Source organism: Microbispora sp. NPDC004025 (assembly GCF_053604425.1).
The window spans coordinates 196012-219468 of the sequence record NZ_JBSGHN010000007.1 but is presented as its reverse complement, the minus strand read 5'-3'; the positions used below and the strand labels follow the sequence as shown (position 1 = coordinate 219468).

The following is a 23457-nucleotide window of genomic DNA, read 5'->3' as shown; positions in this document are numbered from 1 at the left end:
ACGCGGCGGGTCTCCATGTGGCGCGGAGGCGACACGTTCATGGGGTGGCGACGGCGGGGCCGTACACGAAGCCGGGGTCGATTTGTGCGACCAGGTCCTGTCCGGTGGCCCGGTTCGCCCACGCGCGGGCGTTCCTGATGTGGAACTCGGCCGCCTGCCTGCCGAACTTCGGCCAGTCCTTGGGCTGCGCGTCGAGCCGGTCGAGCAGGGTGGCGAGGGCCTGGTGGGCGGTGGGCTCCAGGTCGTCGAGCGTGAACGGCCGGCCCTGCTCCATGCCCCGGATGGCGGGGGAGTGGCCGAACCAGGTCAGCAGGTCGTCGCCGACGTGCTCGCGGAGGAAGCCGACGTCCTCCGGCGAGTGGACCTTGTTGCCCACGACGGCGATCTCGACGTCGAACCCGGCAGCGTGGTCGCGATACTGCCGGTAGACGCTCACGCCCTGCCGGGTCGGCTCGGCGACCAGGATCGTGAGGTCGAAGCGGGTGAACAGCCCGGAGGCGAAGGAGTCCGCCCCGGCGGTCATGTCCACCACGACGTACTCGCCGGGGCCGTCGACCAGGTGGTTGAGGTAGAGCTCGACCGCCCCGAGCTTGGAGTGGTAGCAGGCGACGCCGAGGTCGTCCTCCTCGAACGGACCGGTGACCATGAGCGAGACGCCCTCGACGCGGCGGGACGGGAAGAACGGGTCGTCCAGCCGGATCAGCCGGGAGCCGCGCCCCGGCGGGGTCGTCTTGACCATCGACGCCGTGTCGCGGATCAGCGGGTTGTCGCCGCGCAGGTAGTCCTTGATCTCGGTCAGCATCCCGCCCAGCGGAGGCGGTGGCTCGGCCGCGTCCACCGGCAGGCCCAGGGCCAGGCCGAGGTGCTGGTTGATGTCGGCGTCGATGGCGACGACCGGCCCCCTCCGCGTCGCGTACCTCGCGAACAGCGACGACAGCGTGGTCTTGCCGCTTCCGCCCTTGCCGACGAACGCCACTCGCATGAGGCCCCCAAGATGAAATGAAAACCGTTGTCACTTTCACTCGTGCGTCATCATGACACAGCAGGGGACGGCGCGGGCGGATTTCAGGCCGGTCGGAAGAGCGAAAGCACCCTGACGAGCGTGGGCCGCAGGGCGTCCCATTCGGCGGCGGGGGTGGTCCAGGTGAGCACGCTCGTCGTCGTGCCCGTGGAGATCACCCGGCGGTACTGGTGATACTCCACTCCCTTGGCCAGATGGTCCCGGGCGGACGCCTTGCGCGGGGTCCAGGTGAACTCCCAGTCGGCGGCGGGACCGTGCTCGTCGCTCACGGCCTCGAGCCGGAGCCGCCGATAGGTCTTGGCTGCCGGGCGGAGGATCTCCTCTGCCTCGCCGAGCGCCGCGAGAGGGTCGGTGCCGCGCTGCGCGGTCACCTCCACGGTGAACGCCGCCGCGCCGTCCCGCGAGCGCCACGAGGTCGAGTACGGCCCCTCCTCGCGGGTCCAGCCGCGGGGCACGCCGGCCCGCCACCCCGCGTCGGACGTGTGCCACTTCAGCTTCAGCCGCCGGCCGGACGCCGGCGGGGAGACGGCCGCAGACGGCGAGACGGCCGCCGGCGGGGAGGCGAGGGAGGCCGGAGAGGCGACCGCCCCGGCGCCGGCCCGGCTTTCGACGCCGCCGGGCCGCAGCACCGCCCACCCGCCTACCGCGCACGCGACCAGGGCGCCCGCCGCCAGCCCGGTGAGGAGCCGGGTACGGCCGGAGCCCCGGCGTACGGGCCGGGCCGGGGCGGGCGGTCCGACCTCGGCGAGCAGGCGGTCGGCGGTCTCCGCGTCGATCCGCCGCCGGGGCTCCCGGGCCAGCAGCCCGGTCAGCACCGCGCGGAGCTCCTCGGGCGTCTCCTCCAGCGGTCCCGGCGGGACGGACGGCGGCCGGCCGGTGACGGCCAGGTGGAGGGTGGCGCCCAGCGACCACAGGTCGGCGGCGACCGTGCGCGGGCCGCCGGCGGCCCGTTCCGGGGCGAGGTACGTCCGGGGCCCGCGCTCACCGGTCTCCGGAGCGCGGGCGAACGCCGGGTCGGTGGCCGGGATCGCCACGCCGAAGTCGGCGAGCAGCACCCGCCCGTCGTGCGCGAGGAGCACGTTGGCGGGCCGTACGTCGCCGTGCCGTAAGCCGTCCGCGTGGGCGTGCGTGAGCGCGGACAGCACCGCGCGGGCGATGCGCGCGGCCTCGGCGGGGGGCAGGGGTCCGTCGCCGGAGACCACCCCGTCGAGCGAGCGCGAGGGAACCAGTTCCGTCACGACGTACGGCGTGTCGTCCTCTTCGGCCACGTCGTGGACGGCGGCGATGTGGGGGTGGCGCAGCCGTTCGGCCTGGCGGACCTCGCGGGAGATCCGCTGGACGAGCCGCAGCCGCGCGGTCTCGCCCAGGTCGGGGGGCAGCAGGACCTCGCGGATCGCGACGGGCCGGTCGAGCAGCGTGTCGCGGCCCTCCCACACCAGCCCGGCGCGGCCGTGGCCGAGGGCGCGGACCAGCCGGTATCGCCCGACGATGAGCTGCCCAGCAGTACCCATAGCGGAGTCTTGCACAAACCGGGATCAAAGAGGTGGCAGTGCTCCTGTCGCGATGTGGGCGAGTGTGACCTCGGTGAGCGTCGCCTGCTCGTGGTCGCGCAGCGCCGTCCAGACGTAGCCCAGCGGTGCGGCGACGCCGTGGAAACCCTCGCTGTCCTGCGGCGCCCCCTCCATGATGACGACGACGTCGGCGAGCGTGATCTGCTCGGCGGGCCGCGCGAGCCAGTAGCCGCCGTCAGGCCCGCGCTGGCTGTTGATGAGACCGGCCCGCCGCATCTGCAGCAGGATGTTGTCGAGGAACCGCCGCGGAATGCGCTGCGCGGCCGCGATCCGCTCGGCCGGGACTGGCCCCGGCGCCGCCGCGGCCAGTTCGGCGGCGGCGCGCAGGGCGTACTGGGTCCGTACGGAAAGCCGCATGTCTCACACAGCGTCCGTCACAGCGCGAGGGCCAGGGACCGGGCGCCGGGCGCGGGCCGCAGATGCACGATGTCGCCCGGCCCGAGACCGAGCCGGTCGGCCTGCTCCCGCGTCACCTGGACCCACGCGTCCTGCCCGCCGATCTCCACCTCCACGCGCACCTCGAAGCCGAGCCGTACGACGCGGGAGACCACGGCGGGCGAGCCGCCCTCGACGGGGTCCTGGCTGATCTCGATGTCGTGCGGGCGGACCAGGCTGCCGCCGAGCTCGGTGACCGGGCCCAGGAAGCGCATGACGAACGGGTTGGCCGGGTTGTCGTACACCTCGCCGGGGCTGCCGGCCTGCACGACCTCGCCCCCGGCCAGCACCACGATCGTGTCGGCGACCTCGATGGCCTCCTCCTGGTCGTGGGTGACGAACACGGTGGTGACGTGGACCTCGTCGTGCAGCCGGCGCAGCCACGCCCGCAACTCCTTGCGCACCTGAGCGTCCAGGGCGCCGAACGGCTCGTCCAGCAGCAGCACCTCGGGCTCCACCGCGAGCGCCCGGGCCAGGGCCATGCGCTGGCGCTGGCCACCCGACAGCTGGGAGGGGTAGCGGTCGGCCAGTTTCTCCAGGTGGACCAGTTCGAGCAGCTCCATGACACGCTTGCGGATCTCGTCCTTGGGCCGCTTGCGGATCTCCAGCCCGAAGGCCACGTTGCGGAAGACCGTGAGGTGCTTGAAGGCGGCGTAGTGCTGGAACACGAATCCGACGTTGCGCCGCTGCGGGGACAGCCGGGTGGCGTCGACGCCGGAGATCCGGACCGTGCCGGTGTCGGGCCGTTCCAGGCCGGCGATCACCCGCAGCAGCGTCGACTTGCCCCCGCCGCTCGGGCCGAGCAGCGCGGTGAGCGACCCCGCGGCGACGTCCAGCGACACGTCGTGCAGGACCGGTGTGGCCCCGAACGACTTGTTCACATCGCGTACCTCAATTGCCATGAGACCGATCCTTCGGGCGCAGGAGCTTGGTGAGCAGCAGGGTGACCACGGCGATCAGGGCGAGGGCCGTGGCGGCGGCGAACGCGGCCGGCTGGTCGAAGTTCTGGAACCGCTCCTCGACGAACAGGGTCAGCGTCTGGGTCTGGTCCACGAGGCGGCCGGAGACCACCGCGACCGCGCCGTACTCGCCGAGCGAACGGGCCAGGCAGAGCACCACCCCGTAGCCGAGGGCCCAGCGGATGCCGGGCAGCGTGATGCGGGTGAACACCTGGAGGCGGCCGGCGCCCAGCGTGTGCGCGGCCTGCTCCTGCTCGTCGCCGAGCTCCTCCAGGACCGGTACGACGGCCCGTACGACGAGCGGCAGCGCCACGAAGACCGTGGCCAGCACCATGCCGGGGGTGGAGAAGATCACCTGGATTCCCCAGCTCTCCAGCAGGCCGCCGACGGGGGCGAAACGGCCGTACACAAGGATGAGCGCGAGCCCGACGACGACCGGCGAGACGGCCATCGGCAGGTCGATGAACGCCCCCAGCAGCCGCTTGCCGGGGAACTCGTGCCGGACGAGCAGCAGCGCGGCGCCGACCCCGAAGACCGTGTTGGCCACGACGGACCAGCCGGCGACCGTGAGCGTCACCTTGAACGCGTGCAGGGCCGACGGGGAGGTCAGCGCCTCGGCGAACGGCCCGAGACCGTCGCCGAAGGTCCGCCAGACGATCAGTCCCACGGGCAGGACCAACAGGAACAGGACGTAGGCGACCGCGACCAGGCGCAGGACGTGCTTAGCCACGGCGGCTCCCCCAGCGTTGCAGGACGTCGAGCGTGATCAGCGCCACGAGGGCCACCACGAGCAGCACCGTCGAGATCGCGGCCGCGCCCGTGGTGTTGTCGCCCTCGATCTGGCTGAAGATGTTCACCGCCGCGACCTGCGTCTTGAACGGCAGGTTGCCCGAGATGAGCACGGTCGAGCCGAATTCGGCGATCGCCCGGGTGAAGGCGAGGGCGGTGCCCGACAGCATGGCGGGAATCAGGTTCGGCAGGATGATCCGGCGGAAGGTCTGGAACGGCTTGGCGCCGAGCGAGGCCGCCGCCTGTTCCATCTCCGTGTCGAGCTCCAGCAGCACCGGCTGCACCGTACGGACGACGAACGGCAGCGTGACGAACATCAGCGCCAGCACGACCCCGGCCCTGCTGTAGGCCAGGTTGATCCCGAGTGGGGACTGCGGGCCGTACAACGCGAGCAGGACGAGACCGGCGACGATGGTCGGCAGGGCGAACGGCAGGTCGATGATCGTGTCGAGCACGGCCCGGCCGGGGAATCGGTCGCGGACCAGCACCCAGGCGATGACCGTGCCCATGACCAGGTTGACCAGGGCGACGAGCGCCGAGGCGCCGATGGTCAGGGTGAGTGCGGCCCAGGCGTCGGGGGTGGTGACCGAGCGCCAGAAGTACCCGAGTCCCTCGTCCGTCGAGCGCCAGACCACGGCGGCCAGCGGGATCAGCACGATAAGGCTCAGATACAGGACCGCGATGCCGAGGCCGGCGGCGGTGCCGCCGGCCACGCGTGACCGTCTCATTTCTCGGTCGTCACTTCTCCGTCGCCACGCCGAGCTTGCGTTCGATCTCCGCGACCTTGCCGGTCTTCGAGTCGAAGAACTCAGTCGTGATCTTGTCCCAGCCGCCGAGGTCCCGGATCGTGAACAGCTGCGGCGGGGCGGGCCAGTTGAAACCGGTCACGCCGTCGACGACCGGGCGGTAGCCGTTCTTGGCGAAGATCGTCTGAGCCTCGACCGAGTAGAGGTACTTGAGGAAGGCCGCGGCCTCCGCGGGGTGGGCGCTGTTCTTGGTCACGGCCACCGGGTTCTCGATCAGGAGCGTGGAGTCCGGAATGACGTAGTCCAGCTCCTGGCCGTTCTGCTGGGCGAAGATGGCCTCGTTCTCGTACGTGAGGAGCGCGTCGCCCTTGCCGCCGGTGAAGGTCTGCAGCGCCTTGCGGCCGCTGTCGTCCTGGACCGGCACGTTCTTGAGCAGCGAGTCGAGGTACGTGAGCCCGGCCGCCTGGTCGGCGCCCTTGTTCGACTTGTAGCCGTAACCCGCGAGGAGGTTCCAGCGGGCGGCGCCGGAGGTGAACGGGTTGGGCGTGATGACCTCGACCCCGGGCTTGACGAGGTCGTCCCAGGTCTTGAGGCCCTTGGGGTTGCCCTTGCGGGTGCCGATGACGACGACGGACTTCGTGAGGATCCCCGCGGTGGGACCGGAGTTCCAGTCCTCCGCGACGATGCCGGCCTTGACGAGCCGGGTGATGTCGGTCTCCAGGGAGAACTCGACGATGTCCGCCTTGAGGCCGTTCGCCACGGCTCGGCTCTGGTCGCCGGACGCGCCGAACGACTGGGTGAAGGTGATGTTCTTGCCCTCGGGCGTCTTCTGGAACGCCTTGATGATGTCCTCGAACGCCGCCTGGGGGGTGGAGTAGGCGACCAGCGCCAACCGGACCTTGTCGCCGCCGCCGTCGCCCCCGCCGGCGTTGCTGTCTCCCCCGCAGGCGGTGACCAGGGTGGTCGTCGCCATGACGGCGGCTGCGATGGCCCCGAGCCTGCGCACTCTCATGCCGTGTCCTCTATTCCGAGAGAATCCTACCAAGTCAGTCGGTTTAGTCGATATTAAAGACCGTTCCAGGAATCCCGTCAAGTCCGATGGGTTTGCGGGGTTGTTGCCCCGATGACAAGCCGGCTTCCAGCGATTGTTGTGAAATTTCCAGACAGGACGTGTCGACAAGTGCTAGGAACGGACGCTATTGGGACATGACCCAAAAGCCCACCGAGGAAGGACCTTCATGCGCGACCCGGCCACCGAGGACGCCTACGAGCAGGACGGCACGCTCAGCCGGCCGTACATCACCGGCGAAGGCCGGCACGGCGGGGAGGGAGACCGGTTCTGGTCCGAGGAGCACGACGAGCAGGCTCTCGGCGCCGCGCCGGGCGACCAGGGCGACGTGCTGTCGGAGGACTGGCGGCCGGACCAGCCCGCGCTGACCCCCGCCGACCACGCCGACCACGATGACTACTACGCCGCCGGACGCACCGCGCAATTCCAGTCGGAGGATCCGGTGAGCGACGGCGACACCGATCCGCGCGGCTTCCTCGGCTCGGGCTGGCGCAACGCCCCGGATTCTGAGGAGGACGAGGCCGAGGGGTCGAGGCGTGGCGGGCTGCTGCTGCGGACCGGTCTGATCGCCGCCGGGGTCCTGGGCGCGATCTGGGCGCTGGCGCTGTGGGTCGGGCAGCCGTCCGGAGTGGACTGCGCGGACGGGGCGTCCTGCGCCGCCGGCGCCGGCCCGGCCGCGACCGCGCCGGTCTCTCCGGCCGCCGACGGCGACGCGCCCACGGACGCGCCCGCCGACGAGGTGAGCGAGGTGCCCGACGACGTGCCGAGCCAGGCGCCCAGCGAGACTCCCAGGGCCCGGCCCGAACGGTCCCGGCCCCCGACGTCCGAGACCTCGGCGCCGACCGCGTCGCCCGCGCCCTCGCGCGCCGATCGGCCCCGTACGCAGGACTCCGGCTCCCGGGGGACCGCCTCCCCGCGCCCGTCGCGCGTGTCGATCGACGCCCAGACCGGCGAGCAGGCCGGGGGGACGGACGCGGACCCGGCCGAGGAGCAGGCGGCCACGGCCCCCACCGCCGGGGGGGCCACCGAGCAGCCGACCAGTGCGCCCGCCCCCACCAAGGAGGAGCCGCGCCAGGGCGGCGGACTGCTGGACTGGCTCTTCTAGGTCAGTTTCAGGAGGCCGTGCAGCTGTCCTGAGTGGCGTCGAAGCCCTCCACGTCGTCGAGCGTCCTGGGGGGCTTCATCCCGTTCCAGTCGGCCCCGATCCCCAGCACGAGGGTCTGCGTGGTGGCCGTGGGCACCAAGCGGGAGCGCGACTTCTTGAGCTCGCGGTACAGCCGGGACGCCCGGCTCTCGCCGTTCTTCGAGTACGCCACGACGGTCTTGGCGTACGGCTGGGGCGCCTGCTCGACCTTGACGATGTGATAGCCGCGCTGCTCCAGCTCCGCGGCCACCTGGGTGCCGAGCCCCTGCTGCCCGCTGCCGTTGCGGACCAGGATGTGGATCTGCGACTTGGGGATCTTCTGCTCGCCGCTCTTGACGTTCTTGGCGATCTGGTCGGCGGCGACCATCCTGAACAGCCGCTGGGCCTGCGGCTGCACCCACTCGACCCGCCCGGGATTGGTGATGGAGTAGCGCCAGGGCGTGGTGACGAAGCGGATCTGCCCGGCGGTCAGGCCCTGCGCGCTCGTCGCGAGGTCCTTCATCACGCCGATCGTGAGGTCGGGATCGGTGGTGATCGACTTGGTCACGGCGTCGAGGAAGCCGAACAGCGTGGCGGGGTTGGTCAGCGTCTCACCGCTCATGGCCTTCTTGGCCATCGAGGCGAGGAACATCTGCTGGCGCTGGATCCGGCCGATGTCTGAGCCGTCGCCGAGGCTGTAGCGCGCGCGGACGTATCCGAGCGCCTGCTCGCCCCTGAGCACCTGCTTGCCGGCGGGCAGGTCGAGCAGGGCCTTCTTGTCGTGGACGGCCTGCGGCAGGCAGACCTGCACGCCGTCCAGCGCGTTCACCATCGCCTTGAAGCCGGTGAAGTCGACCTTCACGAAGTGGTCGATGTGGATGTCCGTGAGGCCCTCGATCGTCTTCCAGGTGCAGCCGATGCCGCCGGAGTTGAACGACTCGTTGATCATCCCGACGTGTGGCCGCTGGCCCGGCAGGGTTCCCTTGGCCGGGCAGGCGGGGAGGGCGACGAGCGAGTCGCGCGGGAAGCTGATCAGCACCGCGCCGTCCCGGTTGGGCGAGATGTGCGCCAAAATGATCGTGTCGGTGCGCTCGCCGGGGAACCGGCCGTATTTGGCGTTCGCGCCGTTGCGCTGGTCCGAGCCCACGATCAGCACGTTGAGCGCCTTACTGATCTTCTGTGGACGCGCCTCGTCGCCCCCGAGATCCTTCTGTGTCACCGTCTCGTGCTTGACGTTGCCGGTCAGCTTGACGTACCCGCCGACGGCGAATGTGGCGGCGCCCGTGAGCACGCCCAGCGCTCCCGACAACGTGACCCACAGCCATGCCCGCCACCTGGGGGGCGTCCGGGGCGGCGGCGGCGCCGGGAGGTCCTCCTCCGCCGGGGGCGCGGGACGGACGTCGACGTGACCCACTGTCGTGCTCCTGAGGGGGTCGGACCAGGCGTTTCTCGCCAGGTCGCAAGCCAGTAGCGGCAAACGGGGCCAAGTGTAGCGATCTCCCCTGAACGTCACCTTTCAAACGGGGTAACCACTGCGCCAGCAGCGGTAAGCACGGTGCAAGCGTGGATCAAGCCAGTCCGCCTATCTCTAGGACGTACGAGAAAGCGGAAGGGTTGAGAACAATGTCGCGTACTGTCCTTATCATCGGGGCCGGCACCGGCCTCGCCATGCTGCTCGCCGGCATCTATGGGATCGGCTCGATCGACACCATGTCGTGGGGCATGCCCGCCTTCATCGTCGGCATGTTCCTGGTGATCGGCGACCTCGTCATCCTGGCCACCAAGCTGGTGGGTGGCGGCGGCCCCGCCACCGGCGTCTTCGGCCAGATGAAGAGCTTCCTGGGCACCGGCAACCAGGAGCTCGTCGGCACCGGCCTGCCGGCGACCGCCCTGGTCGCGAGCATGCGGGACACGGGCACGATGGTGAACGACCAGCTGGTCGTCGCCTTCGACCTGCGGGTGCAGCCCGCCTCCGGCGCGCCGTACGTGGTCGCGCACCGGCAGATCCTGCCCCGGCTGCTGATGGGCGCCGTGCTGCCGGGCCGGACGGTCCAGGTGTGGACCGACCCCGCGGACCCGCAGCGCCTGGTGATCGACTGGTCGGCGCTCCCCGCGGCGGCCTGAAACCGCGGCCTGAAACTAGGCGGGAGGCGCGGTGCTGCCGCGGGTGGTCAGGCGTGGGGCCTGGTCCTCCAGCGGCCTCGCCTCCACGCCGTCGATCAGCGCGAGCAGCCGCTGCGCCGCGTGCGCGCCGTACGCCGGGATGTCCCGGGTGAGCACGGTCAGCGGCGGGCGGACGACCTGACAGAGCGGGGAGTCGTCCCAGGCGACGACGGACAGTTCGGCCGGCACGTCGAGTCGCATCTCCTGGGCGACCGACAGGCCGGCCACGGCCATGATGTCGTTGTCGAAGACGATCGCCGTGGGCCGCTCGGGTGAGCTGAGCAGCCGCCTGGTGGCCCGGGCGCCCTCCTCGCCGGTGTAGTCGGTGTGCACGATCGGGCAGCCGTCCAGGCCGAGGCCGGCGCAGACGTCGCCGAACGCGCGGTCGCGGATCGCCGTGTGCGACAGCTGGGGCAGCCCGGCGACGCGGGCGATCCGCCGGTGCCCGAGCGCGACGAGATACTCCACCATCTCGCGTACGGCCGCGCTGTCGTCGGCCCAGACCGGCACGAGCGACCCGGCGGCCGAGGGGTGCCCGAGGACGACGACGGGCATGCCCATCTCCTCCACCTGCGGCACGCGGGGGTCGTCGAGGTGGAGGTCGACGAGGATCGCGCCGTCCACCCGGCCCTCTCCCCACCATCGGCGGTAGACGCCCATCTCGGCCTCGTGGTCGCCGACCACCTGGAGCAGCAGGGCGTACGAACGGGCGGACAGCTCCGCCTCGATGCCGCTGATCAGCTCCATGAAGAACGGCTCCACGCCGAGGAAACGGGCGGGCCGGCACAGGGCGAGGCCCACGGCGTGCGCGCGGGCGCCGTTCAGCGCCCGGGCCGCGATGTTCGGGCGCCAGCCGATCTCGTTCGCGATCGCCAGGATGCGGGCCCTGGTCGCTTCGGACACTCCGGGCTGGCCGTTCAGGGCGTACGAGACCGCGCCCTTGGAGACCCCCGCCTGCCGTGCGATGTCCGCGATGGTCGGTCTTCTCACGTGTCCCCTCGGCTGAACCGGTCCAGTGACCCTCACCTTACTACCGTTACTTTGCCTCCATCTTCTTCCTATTGACACCGGATACATGGTGATTTTACGGTCTCGGTACTTATCCGGTTCAGCAATAGCGAGCCGAACATCATCGGGGCCTGGCGGTAGTGCGGACCCCGCGCGGTGTCGCGTGGGGGAAGGAGAGTCACCATGCGAAACCGATCGCGGTTTCTTATACCGGTGCTGGCGGCCGGCCTGTTGAGCGCGGCCTGCTCCGGAGGCAGCGGGTCGTCCACGCCGACCGCCCCCGCGGGAGGTGCGGCGGGAGGCGGCGCCGCCGCCCCGGCGGGTGGCGGGGCGTTCCCCCGCAACGAGACCCTCTACACCAGCGGCACGCAGTGGGGCCCGCCCGCGAACTGGAACCCCCTGCGCGAGTGGGACTTCGCCACGGGGACCAAGGGCCTGGCCTACGAGACGCTGTTCATGTACGACCCCAACACCGACAAGTTCTCGCCGTGGCTGGCCGAGAGCGGCGACTGGACCGGTGACCTGGAGTACACCCTCAAGCTGCGCCAGGGCGTCACGTGGTCGGACGGCAAGCCGTTCACGGCCGACGACGTGATCTTCACGTTCGAGCTCGGCAAGATGGAGACGGTCCCCTACCACCCGCTGTGGGACTGGATGAAGAGCGCCGAGAAGGTCGACGACCACACGATCAAGTTCACCTTCGCCACGGCGAACCACCAGGAGTGGGCCAACCACCTCTACAGCCGGGCCATCGTCCCCAAGCACCTGTGGGAGGGGCGGTCCGAGGACGAGGTGATGAACGGGGTCAACGAGAAGCCCGTCGGCACCGGCCCGTACGCCTACCAGTCCCACGACCAGGACCGCATGGTCTGGGTCAAGCGCGACGGCTGGTGGGCGACGAAGGCGCTGAACAAGGACGTCAAGCCCAAGTACATCGTCGACATCGTCAACTCCAGCAACGAGGTCGCGATGGGCCTGCTGCTGCAGAAGGGCCTCGACCTCAGCAACAACTTCCTGCCGGGCATCGCCAACCTGGTGAAGGGCAGCTTCGGCATCGAGACCTTCTACGACCAGCCGCCGTACATGCTGTCCGCGAACACCACCTGGATGTGGTTCAACACGGCGAAGAAGCCGATGGACGACAAGGAGTTCCGCAAGGCGGTCGCCTACGCCATCGACACCAAGAAGATCGTCGAGGGCGTCTACGGCAACCTGGTCAAGGCGTCCGACCCGACCGGCCTGCTGCCGCAGTGGGACAAGTACGTCGACAAGAACGTCACCTCCACGCTCGGCTTCTCCTACAACCCGGACAAGGCCAAGCAGTTGCTCGCCGACGCCGGCTACAAGGACCGCAACGGCGACGGGCTGGTGGAGTCGCCGAGCGGCGCCAAGATCTCGCTGAAGCTGATCGTGCCCGCCGGGTGGACCGACTGGATGGAGGCCGCCCGGGTCATCAGCTCCAGCGCCAAGGCCGCCGGCATCGACATCGAGGCGGACTTCCCCGACTACAACGCGCTCGTCGACGTGCGCAACCAGGGCAAGTTCGACCTCGTCCTCAACAACGACAAGCAGCTCGCGAACACCCCCTGGCTGTACTACGACTACCTGTTCCGCCTGCCGGTGCAGAAGCTGCAGAGCACGACGAACTACGGCCGGTACGAGAACAAGCGGGCGTGGGAGCTCACGCAGCAGCTCGACCAGGTCAAGCCCGAGGACATCGAGGGCATGAAGAAGATCACCTCGGAGCTGCAGAAGATCCAGCTCGAGGACATGCCGGTCGTCCCGCTCTGGTACAACGGCCTGTGGTCCCAGACCACCAACTCGGTCTGGAAGAACTGGCCCAGCAGCGCGCCGAACACGCCCAAGTACCCGCCGACCGTGTGGCGCAACTGGCTGGAGATGGGCGGCACGCTCATGCTCACAGAACTCCAGCCGGCCTCCGGAGGCTGATCTTGTCGCGCCCCCCTTCCATCCTGCGTACGGGGAGGGGGGCGCCGTTCCGCGACCGGGAGGTCGATCTTGCGCCGCTATTTCGGCAGAAAGCTACTCATCTACGGCCTGACGTTCTTCGTGGCCGTGACCATCAACTGGATGATCCCGCGGTTCATGCCGGGCGACCCCGTGTCGAGCATGCTGTCGCGGGCCAACGTCGCACAGCCGGCGGCCGTCGAGGCCATGCGCGCGCACTACACCGCGATGTTCGGCTTCGACCTGCCGCTGTGGCAGCAGTACCTGAACTTCTGGGGCTCGCTGCTCAAGGGTGACCTCGGCATCAGCATCTGGCTGTTTCCGACGCCGGTCTCCGATGTGATCATCCGGGCGGTCCCGTACACGCTGGGCCTGCTGATCCCGTCCATCCTGCTGAGCTGGTTCGCGGGCAACCGGTTCGGCGCGTTCGCCGCGCGGCGCAAGTGGCTCGACAACAGCGTGCTCCCGATCGGCTACGTGCTCACCGCGACGCCGTACATGTGGCTGGCGATCCTGCTGGCCTGGGCGCTCGGCATCGTCGCGGGGATCTTCCCGGTCGCCGGGGCCTACGGCTTCGACCTGCAGGCGTCCTGGTCGTGGACCTTCCTCGGCAGCCTCGCGCAGCACTGGTTCCTCCCGTTCGCGTCACTGTTCCTGGTCGCGTTCGGCGGCTGGGCCATCGGCATGCGCAACATGATCATCTACGAGCTGGAAGCGGACTACGTCAACTACCTGCGGGCGCTCGGCGCGCCGACGCGGCTGGTGCGGCGCTACGCCTTCAGGAACGCGATCCTGCCCCAGGTGACCGGCCTGGCCCTGCAACTCGGCGTGCTCGTGGCCGGCGCGCTCGTCACCGAAATCGTCTTCAGTTATCCCGGGCTCGGGCACCTGATCCTCCAGGCGATCCAGAACCAGGACTTCTTCCTGCTGCAGGGCACCTTCCTGTTCATCGTCATCGGTGTGCTGATCGCCAACTTCGTCATCGACATCGCGTACGTCCTGGTGGACCCGCGGACCCGGACCGGGATGGGAGGAGCGGCGTGAGCGGCGGTGTGAGAAACGAGGCGCTGCACTTCGCGCTGCGCAACCGCAAGCTGGTCGTCGGGACGGTCGTCATCGCCGTGTTCCTCGTGGCCGGCCTGGCCGGACCGCTGATGTTCGACCACGGGCCGAACGACTACGTCGGGCCGGCCATGGCGCCGCCGTCCGGGGAGTTCTGGTTCGGCACCACGACGTTCGGCCAGGACGTCTTCGCCCAGTTCGTGTACGGCCTGCGTGCGACGTTCCTCGTGGGCGTGCTCGGCGGCGTGCTGGCGGCGGCCGTCGGCATGGTCGTGGGGTTCGTCGCGGGCTACCGCGGCGGATGGGTCGACGAACTGCTCAACATGCTCACCAACATCGTGCTCGTGCTGCCCGCGCTGGTGGTGCTGCTGATCATCAACGCGTACCTGGGCGTGCGCAGCATCGGCGTGCAGGCGCTGTTCATCGGGCTGACCTCGTGGCCGTGGGCCGCGCGGGCGATCAGGGCGCAGACGTTCTCGCTGCGCTCGCGCGACTTCGTCGACCTCGCCCGGCTCAGCGGAGTGCGCACCCCGAAGATCATCCTCCGGGAGATCGCGCCGAACATGAGCTCGTACCTGTTCTTGACGTTCATCCTGCTGTTCGGCAGCGCGATCCTGGTCGCCGCCTCGCTCGACTTCATCGGCCTCGGCCCGACCGAGGGGGTCTCCCTCGGGCTGATGCTCAACAACGCCGCGCGGTGGAGCGCGCTCCAGCTCGGCCTGTGGTGGTGGTTCATCCCGCCGGGCGCGGGCATCACGGCGATCGTCGGCGCGCTCTACGTCATGAACGTCGGGCTGGACGAGGTGTTCAACCCGAAGCTGAGGGAGATGTGACGTGGCGCTGAATGTCACCGACCTCCGGGTCTACTACCGGACGCTGCGCGGCGAGGTGAAGGCGCTCGACGGCGTCACGTTCTCCGTGGCGGACGGCGAGATCATGGGCCTGGCGGGGGAGTCCGGGTCGGGCAAGTCGACGCTCGCCAAGAGCCTGATCCGCCTGGACGGCCGGATGCGGCACGCCGGCGGCACCGTCGAGCTGGACGGCGCCGCGATGCCGCTGTCGGACGACGGCGCGATGGACGAGTTCCGCTTCCGCAAGGTCTCGCTCATCCCGCAGTACTCGATGAGCGCGCTCAACCCGACCAGGAAGATCGGCAAGATGGTCGGCGAGCTGCTGGAGTCGCGCGGCGAGCGGCCGGAGAGGGCCGAGCTGGAGCGGCGGCTCGAACTGGTGGGCCTGTCGAAGGACGTGCTCGACCGCTATCCGATCGAGCTGTCGGGCGGCATGAAGCAGCGGGTGGTCATGGTGATCTCCACGCTGCTGAACCCCTCGCTGCTCATCGCCGACGAGGTCACCAGCGCACTCGACGTGTCCAGCCAGAAGGCCGTGGCCACGACGCTGCTCGGGTTCCGCGACCGCGGCCTGGTCACGAGCATGATGGTGGTCACCCACGACATCTCGCTCGTCTACCAGATCGCCGACACGATCATGGTGATGTACGCCGGGCGGCTGGCCGAGAAGGCCCCGGCCGACGTGCTCGTCACCGCGCCGAGGCATCCGTACACCCAGCAGCTCATCTCCGCGCTGCCCGAGGTGGGGGTGCGGTACGAGGACCGCCGGCTGACGGGCATCCCCGGAAACCCGCCGTCCCTGCTGAAACCGCCGGGCGGATGCCGGTTCCGCGACCGCTGCCCGCTCGCGTTCGACCAGTGCGCCGAGCAGCCGCCGTTCGCCGAGGTGGCCCCCGGCCACTTCGTCGCCTGCTGGAAGGCCGAGTGAATGCTGAAACTCGATAGCGTCTCCAAGGTCTTCCGCGTCGGCGCCTTCGGCGGGGGCGAGATGAAGGCCGTCTCCGACGTCAGCTTCGAGGTCGGCGAGGGGGAGGTGGTCTCGCTCATCGGCGAGAGCGGCAGCGGCAAGAGCACGCTCGGCCGGATGATCCTGCGCCTCGCCTCGGTCAGCTCCGGCGCGATCACGCTGGACGGCAGGGACATCTCCTCGATCAGGGACCGCAAGGAGTACTACCGGCAGGTGCAGGGCGTCTTCCAGGACCCCTTCAGCTGCTACAACCCCGTCTTCCGGGCCGACCGCGTCTTCACCATGATCAAAGAGCAGTACTTCCCGCGGGCCGGCGCGGCCGAGTGGCGCGAACGCGTGGAGGCCGCGCTGGAGAGCGTGCGGCTCGACCCCGGCAACGTGCTCGGGAAATACCCCCACCAGCTCAGCGGCGGGCAGCTCCAGCGGATGCTGATCGCCCGCGCGGTGCTCCTCGACATCCGGCTGCTGGTCGCCGACGAGATCATCAGCATGCTCGACGCGTCGACCCGCATCGACGTGCTGAACCTGCTTGCCGACCTGCGGGCGCGCGGCCTCGGCATCCTGTTCGTCACGCACGACCTGTCGCTCGGCAACTACGTCAGCGACCGGACTGTCGTGCTCCGGAACGGGAAGATCGTGGAGATGGGCCGGACGGACCTCGTATTCGGCGCTCCGGCGCACCCCTACACCCGCTCGCTGCTGGCCTCGGTCCCGCGACTGCACGCCAAGTGGACGGACGAGGTCGTCGAGGACGTGCCGTGTGCCTATCACGAGGCGCCGGAGGAGAGCCGCACCCGCCCGGGGCTGGCCGAGGTGGAAGACGGCCACTTCGTGGCGTGCTCCGGCTGCGTGCGAGCCGCGATCGAGGAGAAGAAGATTAAGGAGAAAGCGTGAGCTCGTACCGTCCCCTGCACGACGGGTGGACCGTCACCGCCGTGTCGTCGACCGGGCAGCTCCGGCCGGTGGTCGCGGGCCTGCCCGCGATCGTGCCCGGTTGCGTCCACACCGATCTCCTGGCCGCCGGGCTGATCGAGGATCCGTACCTGGACGACAACGAGGACCGGCTGGCCTGGATCGGGCGCACGGCGTGGTCGTACGAGACCACCTTCGTGTGGGACGGTACCGACGACGACCGGGCGGACCTCGTCTGCGCGGGACTCGACACGGTCGCCACGCTCGTGCTCAACGGCATCGAGATCGGCACGACGGCCGACATGCACCGGTCGTACCGCTTCTCCGTACGGCACCTGCTGCATGCGGGCGAGAACACGCTGAAGATCCTGTTCGACCCGCCGTACGCGTACGCGGAGGCGCAGCAGGCGGCCCTCGGCGACCGCCCCGGCGCGTACGCCGAGCCGTACCAGTTCATCAGGAAGATGGCCTGCAACTTCGGCTGGGACTGGGGACCGACGCTGGTCACGGCCGGGATCTGGCGGCCCATCGGCATCGAGACCTGGAGCACCGCCCGCTTGGCCGAGGTGCGCCCGCTCGTCCACGGGGACGGCAGGGTCGAAGTGCACGTGACGGTCGAGCGCGCCGCCGAGCGGCCGCTCACGCTCACCGCCTCGGTGGCCGGCAGGGGTGCGGGCGTGACCGAGACCGTCACCGTCGGCGCCGGGCAGCGCCGGGCCGTCGTCACGCTGACCGTGCCCGACCCGGAGCTGTGGTGGCCGCGCGGGTACGGCGAGCAGCCGTTGTACGACTTGGTCGTACGCCTGGAGGACCAGGAATGGACCGGGCGGATCGGATTCCGGTCGGTCGAGCTCGACCGCACGGACGACGCGTTCACGTTCGTGATCAACGGGAAGCCGGTCTTCGTCAAGGGCTTCAACTGGATCCCCGACGACTGCTTCCCCAGCCGCATCACCCGGGAGCGCCTCGCCGAGCGGTTCGCCCAGGCGGCCGCCGCGGGCGCCAACTGCCTGCGGGTGTGGGGCGGCGGCATGTACGAGAGCGAGGACTTCTACGACCTCGCCGACGAGATGGGCCTGCTCGTCTGGCAGGACTTCCCGTTCGCCTGCGCGGCCTACCCGGAGGAGGGCGGCTTCGCGGCGGAGGTCGAGGCCGAGGCCCGCGAGCACGTCGCCCGCCTGACCCGCCACGCCAGTCTCGTCCTGTGGTGCGGCAACAACGAGAACATCGAGGGTCACGCCGACTGGGGCTGGCAGGAGACGCTGGAGGGCCGCAGCTGGGGCGCCGGCTTCTACTACGACGTGCTGCCCCGGGTCGTCGCCGAGCTCGACCCGACCCGGCCCTACTGGCCGGGCAGCCCGTACTCCGGGGCGCCCGACCTGCCGCCGAACGACCCGTCCAAGGGCACCGTCCACATCTGGACCGTCTGGAACACCCACGACTACACGCACTACGGGACCTACACGCCGAGGTTCGTGGCCGAGTTCGGCTTCCAGGGCCCGCCGACGTACGCCACGCTGCGCGCCGCGGTCTCCGACGACCCGCTGACGCCGGTCTCCCCGGGTGTGACCCACCATCAGAAGGCGATCGACGGCAACCTCAAGCTGCTGCGGGGTCTCGGCGAGCATCTGCCGCGGCCGGACGGGTTCGACGACTGGCACTACTACACGCAGGTCAACCAGGCCAGGGCGATGGCGTTCGGCATCGAGCGGTTCCGGGCGCTCGCGCCGTACTGCATGGGCACGATCGTGTGGCAGCTCAACGACTGCTGGCCGGTCACCTCCTGGGCGGCGGTGGACGGCGGCGGGCGGCGCAAGCCGCTGTGGTACGCGCTGCGCCGGGCGTACGCCGACAGGATGCTGACCTTCCAGGGTGACGCGCTGGCGGTCGTCAACGACACCGACGAGCCGTGGTCGGGCGAGCTCGCCGTCGAACGGCTCAGCCTGGCGGGGGACATCCTGGCCAAGGAGCGCTTCGACGTCGTGGTCCCGGCGCGCGGCACGGCGTCCGTGGAGCTGCCGGAGGGGGTGGCGCGGGCCGGGAACCCGGCGGGCGAGGTGCTGGTCGCGACCCTCGGCGACGCCCGGGCGCTGCGGTTCCCCGGCGAGGACCCGGCCATGGACTACCCGCCCGCGGAAATGGACACAGTGGTCGAGGAGTTCGAGGGCGGGCTGCGGGTGCGCGTGACCGCGCGGACGATCGTGCGCGAGCTGGCGCTCTTCCCCGACCGGCTCGACCCCCGCGCTACCGTGGACGACCAGCTCGTCACGCTGCTGCCGGGGGAGACCGCGGTCTTCCACGTCGTCGGCGGCAGCCCCGACCCCGGCGCGCTCGTACGTCACCCGGTGCTCCGATGCGTCAACGAATCCCGTTAGTCTCGGAATCCCCCCTTGACGCCCGAAGGACGCACGTGGACCTGCTCATCAACCCCATAAAGGACTACCCCTGGGGCTCCCGCACGGCCATCGCCGAGCTGACCGGGCGGCCCGCCGCGGGGCCGGAGGCCGAGATGTGGCTGGGCGCCCACCCCGCCGCGTCCTCCCGGCTGACCAGGGACGAGGCCGAGATCACGCTCGCCGACGCGGTCGCCGCGGACCCGGTGGGGACCCTCGGCGAGGCGGTCGCCGGGCGCTTCGGGCAGCGGCTGCCGTACCTGATGAAGCTGATCGCGGTGGACGCGCCGCTGTCGCTGCAGGTCCACCCCGACGCCGGCCAGGCCGCGGCGGGCCACGCACGGGGCGACGCGAACTACACCGACCCCTGGCACAAGCCGGAGCTGGTCTGCGCGCTCACGCCGTTCACCGGGCTGGCCGGGTTCCGGCCGCCCGGGCAGGCGGCGATGCTCGTCGAGCGGCTGCACGTGAACGCGCTGCAGCCGGTGGTCGCGGCGCTGCGCGACGGCGACGTGCTCGCCGCGCTGCGGGCGCTGCTCGAGTGGCCCCGATCCGGGGGCATGTCCCGGCGGGAGCTGGTCGAGTCGGTGGTGTGGGCGGCCTCCGCCTGCCACACGCCCGACTACGCGCTCGTGGTACGGCTGGCGCGGCGTTACCCGGAGGACCCGGCCGTGCTGGCGCCGCTGCTGATGCGCCGCCACACGCTGGCCCCCGGCGAGGCGATGTTCCTCGGGGCCGGGGTGCTGCACTGCTACCTGGACGGCCTCGCCGTGGAGATCATGGCCTGCTCCGACAACGTGCTGCGGGCGGGCCTGACCGGCAAGCACATCGACGTGGAGGAGCTGCTGCGGATCACCGACGCCGCGGCGCAGCCCCTGGCGGTGGAGCCGGTCGGCGGCGCGTACGTCCCGCCCGTCCCGGAGTTCCTGCTCCGCCGGGTCGGGCCCGGCACGGGGGAGACGCTTGCGGGAGGTCTGCCCCGGATCGTGCTGTGCACCGAAGGCGTCGTCAACGTGCGTACGGCCTCCGGCTCGGAGACGAAGCTGCGGTCCGGCGAGTCGGTGTTCGCCGCCGCGTCCGAGGGCCCGGCCGAGATCGGCGGCGACGGCGTCGCCTTCTGCGCCGAGCCCCGGATGTGACGCACTTAGCGTGATGTTTGTCCTACTCAGCGTGACGTGAACGCGTCGCGCGGGTAGGAGCCCCTCATCGTCAAGCGCGGCCCGACGAGGGGGATCCATGGGGCGCTTCAGGGTAGCCGGCATCGCCGCGGTGTCGTTGGGGGCGGTGGCGCTGTCCGCCTGCGCGGCCGGCGGGGGCAAGCACGCCACACAGGCGAGCCCGGCCGGCCACCAGCAGAACAGGGCGGCCGCCGATGCGACGCTTCGCAAGTCAGAGACGGCCGCCGCCGCCCAGGCGAAGGCCAACGAGCTGGGGCAGATTCCGGTGCTCATGTATCACCGGATCGTCAACAACCCGCCGCCGGGCGACGACCGCAGCCCGAAGGACTTCCGCGCCGAGCTGGAGCGGCTGGCGGCGGAGGACTACGTGCCGGTCACGGCGGCCGAGTACGTCACCGGGAAGATCGACATACCGGCGGGCAAGCACCCGGTGGTGCTGACCTTCGACGACTCCTCGCCCTCCCAGCTCACCCTCGACGGCATGGGCAATCCGGCGCCGGACTGCGCGGTCGGCATCCTGATGGACGTCGCGAAGAAGCATCCCGGCTTCCGGCCGGTGGCGACCATGTACGTGATCAAGGACCTGTTCGGCAAGGCCCGCCAGGAAGAGCAGATACAGGTCCTGCAGTGGCTCAAGGACCACAACTTCGACATCGGCAACCACACCCGCGACCACCTCAACCTGCTCGGCAAGCCGAAGGACGACGTGGAGAAGCAGATCGCGGCCGGCCAGGCGCTGATCACCTCGCTGGTCAAGACGGCTCCGGTCACGCTCGCCCTGCCGTACGGCAACCAGCCGCACGAGAAGAAGTGGGCGCTGCGCGGCGCGTCCGGCGGCACCCGCTACGACTACAAGGGTGTGTTCCTGGCGGGCTACACCCCGTCGCCGTCGCCGTTCACCAAGGACTTCGACCCCGTGGGCATCCCGCGGATCCGGTCGAAGGAGAAGGTCGGCGACTGCAAGCAGTTCTGCTCGATGGCGTGGCTCGACTGGCTCAAGGCCAACCCGACCGACCGCTACACCTCGGACGGCAACCCCAACACGGTGGCCTTCCCGAAGTTCAAGGCGGCGTTCGTCGCACCGTCGTTCACGTCCCGTGCGCTGCCTTACTGACGGGACGACTGACGGGACGGATGAGCGTGCGGGGGCGGCTACCCTGCCAGCATGGACGACGCCACCGCCGACGCCACCGCCCTGCGCGGTCTCACGCCGCGGCTGATCGGCCCGGAGATCATCGCGGTCTTCGCGGTCTCGCTCGGCGCCAGCGCCCTGCTGTCGCTCATCCGCCTCGTCGGCGCACTGACCGCGCCGAAGGACCTGGGCGACCAGCACGCCGTGCTCGTCGGCTCGCTGGCCCCGGGCCGCCCGTGGCTGGATCTCACGCTGCACCTCGCGGGGATCGCGGTGAACGTGGCGCCGGTGGGGCTCGTCGCCTACCTGCTGGCCCGATCGGGCGAGTCCATGCGCACGATCGGGGCCGACTGGCGCGAGCCCGGCCGCGACACGCTGCGCGGCGCCGCGCTGGCGGCGGCGATCGGTGGCACCGGCCTGGTGTTCTACCTGTTCGCCTTCCGCTCCGGGATCAACCTGAACGTCGTGCCCGACAGCCTGCCGGACTACTGGTGGCGGATCCCGGTCCTCGTCGCCGAGGCCGCCCAGAACGGCGTGCTGGAGGAGGTACTGGTCGCCGGGTATCTGCTGCACCGGCTGGGGCAGCTCGGCTGGTCGCCGTGGCGCGCGGTCGGGGCGTCGGCCGTCCTGCGCGGGTCCTACCACCTCTACCAGGGCTTCGGCGGCTTCGTCGGCAACATCGCGATGGGCGTGGTCTTCGGCCGGCTCTACCAGCGCTGGGGCCGGACGATGCCGCTGATCGCCGCGCACACGCTGATCGACGTCGTCGCCTTCGTCGGGTACGGCCTGCTGCGCGGCCGTGTCTCCTGGCTGCCCTGATCTCCTGTCTTATCGGGCGGAAAGCGTTCTCTCCGGCGCGCCTGATTGATTTGGGCCCGATCCCGGTGCATCGTTGACGGGCCGCCGCACGTCTGGATCCCCCCGGGCAAACCGGCCTGTCCTGGCCGCATTTTCATTCGGGGAATTCGCATGAGGCGTTTATCGACACGCATTCCATATCCGGCCCGCCGGCGCGCCGCCGTCGACCGCCGGCCCGGGGGGCCCAGCAGGCCGCCCGGCCGTAGACGTCCGGTCAGCCCGCCGTACCGACGCCGCGTGGGCGGCGGGGCGGGCATCCACGGCTCCGCCGTACCGGCCGGCGCGGTCGCCGTGACCGTCCGCACGATCCCGCCCGTACGGCCCGCTCCCGGGCGCACCCGGTCGTCGGCGGCGGTCCCGCCGAGGCGGGAGACGAGCGGCTTATTACCGCCGGTGCCGAGGGCACGGTCCGATCCCTTATGTTCCGCACGCCGGGCGCCCGTGGGGCGCCCGGCGTCTTTTCGTCGCTCAGGCGAGGCAGCGCAGCGCGCCGCGGACGCGGGCGTCGAGAGGATGCCCGGCGGGCAGACGGCCGACGGTCGCCTCGACGAACTCCTCGGGGGAGAGATCGGCGGTCAGGCCGTTGTCCACCTGCACCTGCACCCGGCCGCAGGCGCGTTCGACCCGAGCCTTGGGCCCCTGTTCCTCCAGCACGAACACGCCGACGCGGACCCGCCAGTCGAGGCGGTCGCCGGCCTCGTCCTGCGTCGTCGGCGCCCCGACGTCGTCGGCGTGCGTGGCGTATTCCGAGTCGTAGTGGAAGGTCTGCAGAGCCGCCGGGTAGGGTCCGGCCGACGTGTGCAGCGTGCCGTCCCGGCCGAGGGCGCGCATGCGCGCGCGGGTCTCCCTGTTCCTGGTCCGCCACTCGTCGAGCACCTGCTCCACCGGCAGGGCGCGCCGCTTGCGCACGCACCACTCGTTGAAGCCGTCGAAGCCGCCGCGCACGCCCTCGTGGTCGAGCAGCTCGAAGAACCCGTCGATGTCGTCGTCCAGGCACGCGTGGTTGTACAACTCCTCGCCGGCCAGGTGCGCGAGCACGTCGCGCACCGTCCAGCCGTCACACCGGGAGGGGCGATTCCACCCGTCGTCGTCGAGGGAGGAGAAGAAGCGCTCCAGCCGTGCCGCCTCGGTGTCGAAGATGTCGAAGGGGTCGAGCCCCGCCAGTTCGTCCCGTGCTGAGGTCATGCCTGAGCCGTACCCGGAGGGGTTCGGCCCTCACGTGGGCGGTGTCGGGACATTTCCCGCAGAAAGC

General features: G+C 70.6%; 21 protein-coding genes. 11 read left to right on the top strand and 10 right to left on the bottom strand.

Translation table 11 applies throughout. The features are described 5' to 3' along the window. Positions 1-37: 37 nt before the first annotated feature. The 7 genes from ACWEQG_RS20150 to ACWEQG_RS20120 form a co-directional block, all read right to left on the bottom strand. The gene (locus ACWEQG_RS20150; RefSeq protein ID WP_452286661.1) at positions 38-982 is read right to left on the bottom strand and encodes an ATP-binding protein; all 945 of its coding nucleotides are present in this window, start codon (positions 980-982) and stop codon (positions 38-40) included. 83 nt (positions 983-1065) lie between these two features. Then, positions 1066-2532, bottom strand: coding sequence for a serine/threonine-protein kinase (locus ACWEQG_RS20145; protein ID WP_452286659.1), 1467 nt, complete (start codon positions 2530-2532; stop codon positions 1066-1068). Positions 2533-2556: 24 nt separating this feature from the next. Further along, positions 2557-2949: an RrF2 family transcriptional regulator gene (locus ACWEQG_RS20140; protein WP_363473822.1), complete on the bottom strand. Its 393-nt coding sequence runs from the start codon at positions 2947-2949 to the stop codon at positions 2557-2559. Positions 2950-2966: 17 nt separating this feature from the next. After that, positions 2967-3929, bottom strand: coding sequence for a sulfate/molybdate ABC transporter ATP-binding protein (locus ACWEQG_RS20135; protein WP_452286657.1), 963 nt, complete (start codon positions 3927-3929; stop codon positions 2967-2969). Continuing rightward, the gene (locus ACWEQG_RS20130) at positions 3919-4716 is read right to left on the bottom strand and encodes a sulfate ABC transporter permease (protein WP_363473818.1); all 798 of its coding nucleotides are present in this window, start codon (positions 4714-4716) and stop codon (positions 3919-3921) included. The genes ACWEQG_RS20135 and ACWEQG_RS20130 overlap by 11 nt, the downstream gene beginning before the upstream one ends. Then, positions 4709-5503: a sulfate ABC transporter permease subunit CysT gene (gene cysT / locus ACWEQG_RS20125; protein ID WP_452286655.1), complete on the bottom strand. Its 795-nt coding sequence runs from the start codon at positions 5501-5503 to the stop codon at positions 4709-4711. Before cysT ends, ACWEQG_RS20130 begins: the two co-directional genes overlap by 8 nt. A gap of 10 nt (positions 5504-5513) precedes the next feature. After that, positions 5514-6533, bottom strand: coding sequence for a sulfate ABC transporter substrate-binding protein (locus ACWEQG_RS20120; protein WP_452286653.1), 1020 nt, complete (start codon positions 6531-6533; stop codon positions 5514-5516). A gap of 226 nt (positions 6534-6759) precedes the next feature. On the opposite strand from ACWEQG_RS20120, the gene ACWEQG_RS20115 reads away from it, so the two are divergent. Continuing rightward, the gene (locus tag ACWEQG_RS20115; RefSeq protein ID WP_452286651.1) at positions 6760-7695 is read left to right on the top strand and encodes a hypothetical protein; all 936 of its coding nucleotides are present in this window, start codon (positions 6760-6762) and stop codon (positions 7693-7695) included. A 7-nt stretch (positions 7696-7702) separates the two neighbouring features. Here the strand turns inward: ACWEQG_RS20115 and ACWEQG_RS20110 are convergent, their stop codons facing one another. Then, complete coding sequence (locus ACWEQG_RS20110; RefSeq protein ID WP_452286649.1) at positions 7703-9127, bottom strand: LCP family protein; 1425 nt, start codon at positions 9125-9127, stop codon at positions 7703-7705. A gap of 209 nt (positions 9128-9336) precedes the next feature. Between ACWEQG_RS20110 and ACWEQG_RS20105 the strand changes: the two genes are divergently transcribed. Continuing rightward, the gene (locus ACWEQG_RS20105; RefSeq protein WP_363469553.1) at positions 9337-9837 is read left to right on the top strand and encodes a hypothetical protein; all 501 of its coding nucleotides are present in this window, start codon (positions 9337-9339) and stop codon (positions 9835-9837) included. A gap of 15 nt (positions 9838-9852) precedes the next feature. Here ACWEQG_RS20105 and ACWEQG_RS20100 read toward each other — a convergent pair whose 3' ends face one another. After that, complete coding sequence (locus tag ACWEQG_RS20100; RefSeq protein ID WP_452286647.1) at positions 9853-10866, bottom strand: LacI family DNA-binding transcriptional regulator; 1014 nt, start codon at positions 10864-10866, stop codon at positions 9853-9855. A 201-nt stretch (positions 10867-11067) separates the two neighbouring features. Between ACWEQG_RS20100 and ACWEQG_RS20095 the strand changes: the two genes are divergently transcribed. The 9 genes from ACWEQG_RS20095 to ACWEQG_RS20055 all read left to right on the top strand — a co-directional run bounded on the left by ACWEQG_RS20095 (position 11068) and on the right by ACWEQG_RS20055 (position 22166). Beyond that, positions 11068-12834: an ABC transporter substrate-binding protein gene (locus ACWEQG_RS20095; RefSeq protein WP_452286645.1), complete on the top strand. Its 1767-nt coding sequence runs from the start codon at positions 11068-11070 to the stop codon at positions 12832-12834. 69 nt (positions 12835-12903) lie between these two features. After that, positions 12904-13896: an ABC transporter permease gene (locus ACWEQG_RS20090; RefSeq protein ID WP_452286643.1), complete on the top strand. Its 993-nt coding sequence runs from the start codon at positions 12904-12906 to the stop codon at positions 13894-13896. Further along, positions 13893-14747 carry an ABC transporter permease gene (locus tag ACWEQG_RS20085; RefSeq protein WP_452286641.1) on the top strand — a complete coding sequence of 285 codons (855 nt, stop codon included), beginning with the start codon at positions 13893-13895 and terminating at the stop codon, positions 14745-14747. Before ACWEQG_RS20090 ends, ACWEQG_RS20085 begins: the two co-directional genes overlap by 4 nt. 1 nt (position 14748) lies before the next feature. Continuing rightward, positions 14749-15693: an ABC transporter ATP-binding protein gene (locus ACWEQG_RS20080; RefSeq protein ID WP_452286639.1), complete on the top strand. Its 945-nt coding sequence runs from the start codon at positions 14749-14751 to the stop codon at positions 15691-15693. Further along, positions 15694-16626 carry an ABC transporter ATP-binding protein gene (locus ACWEQG_RS20075; RefSeq protein WP_452286637.1) on the top strand — a complete coding sequence of 311 codons (933 nt, stop codon included), beginning with the start codon at positions 15694-15696 and terminating at the stop codon, positions 16624-16626. Further along, positions 16623-19019, top strand: coding sequence for a glycosyl hydrolase 2 galactose-binding domain-containing protein (locus ACWEQG_RS20070; protein ID WP_452286634.1), 2397 nt, complete (start codon positions 16623-16625; stop codon positions 19017-19019). The genes ACWEQG_RS20075 and ACWEQG_RS20070 overlap by 4 nt, the downstream gene beginning before the upstream one ends. A 35-nt stretch (positions 19020-19054) precedes the next feature. Next, positions 19055-20176, top strand: a complete 1122-nt coding sequence (gene manA, locus ACWEQG_RS20065) for a mannose-6-phosphate isomerase, class I (RefSeq protein ID WP_452286632.1) — start codon at positions 19055-19057, stop codon at positions 20174-20176. A 97-nt stretch (positions 20177-20273) separates the two neighbouring features. Then, positions 20274-21329 carry a polysaccharide deacetylase family protein gene (locus ACWEQG_RS20060; protein WP_363469570.1) on the top strand — a complete coding sequence of 352 codons (1056 nt, stop codon included), beginning with the start codon at positions 20274-20276 and terminating at the stop codon, positions 21327-21329. 51 nt (positions 21330-21380) lie between these two features. Then, positions 21381-22166: a CPBP family intramembrane glutamic endopeptidase gene (locus tag ACWEQG_RS20055; RefSeq protein ID WP_452286630.1), complete on the top strand. Its 786-nt coding sequence runs from the start codon at positions 21381-21383 to the stop codon at positions 22164-22166. Between the two features lie 507 nt (positions 22167-22673). Here the strand turns inward: ACWEQG_RS20055 and ACWEQG_RS20050 are convergent. Next, positions 22674-23390, bottom strand: coding sequence for a maleylpyruvate isomerase family mycothiol-dependent enzyme (locus tag ACWEQG_RS20050; protein WP_452286628.1), 717 nt, complete (start codon positions 23388-23390; stop codon positions 22674-22676). Positions 23391-23457: the final 67 nt, after the last annotated feature.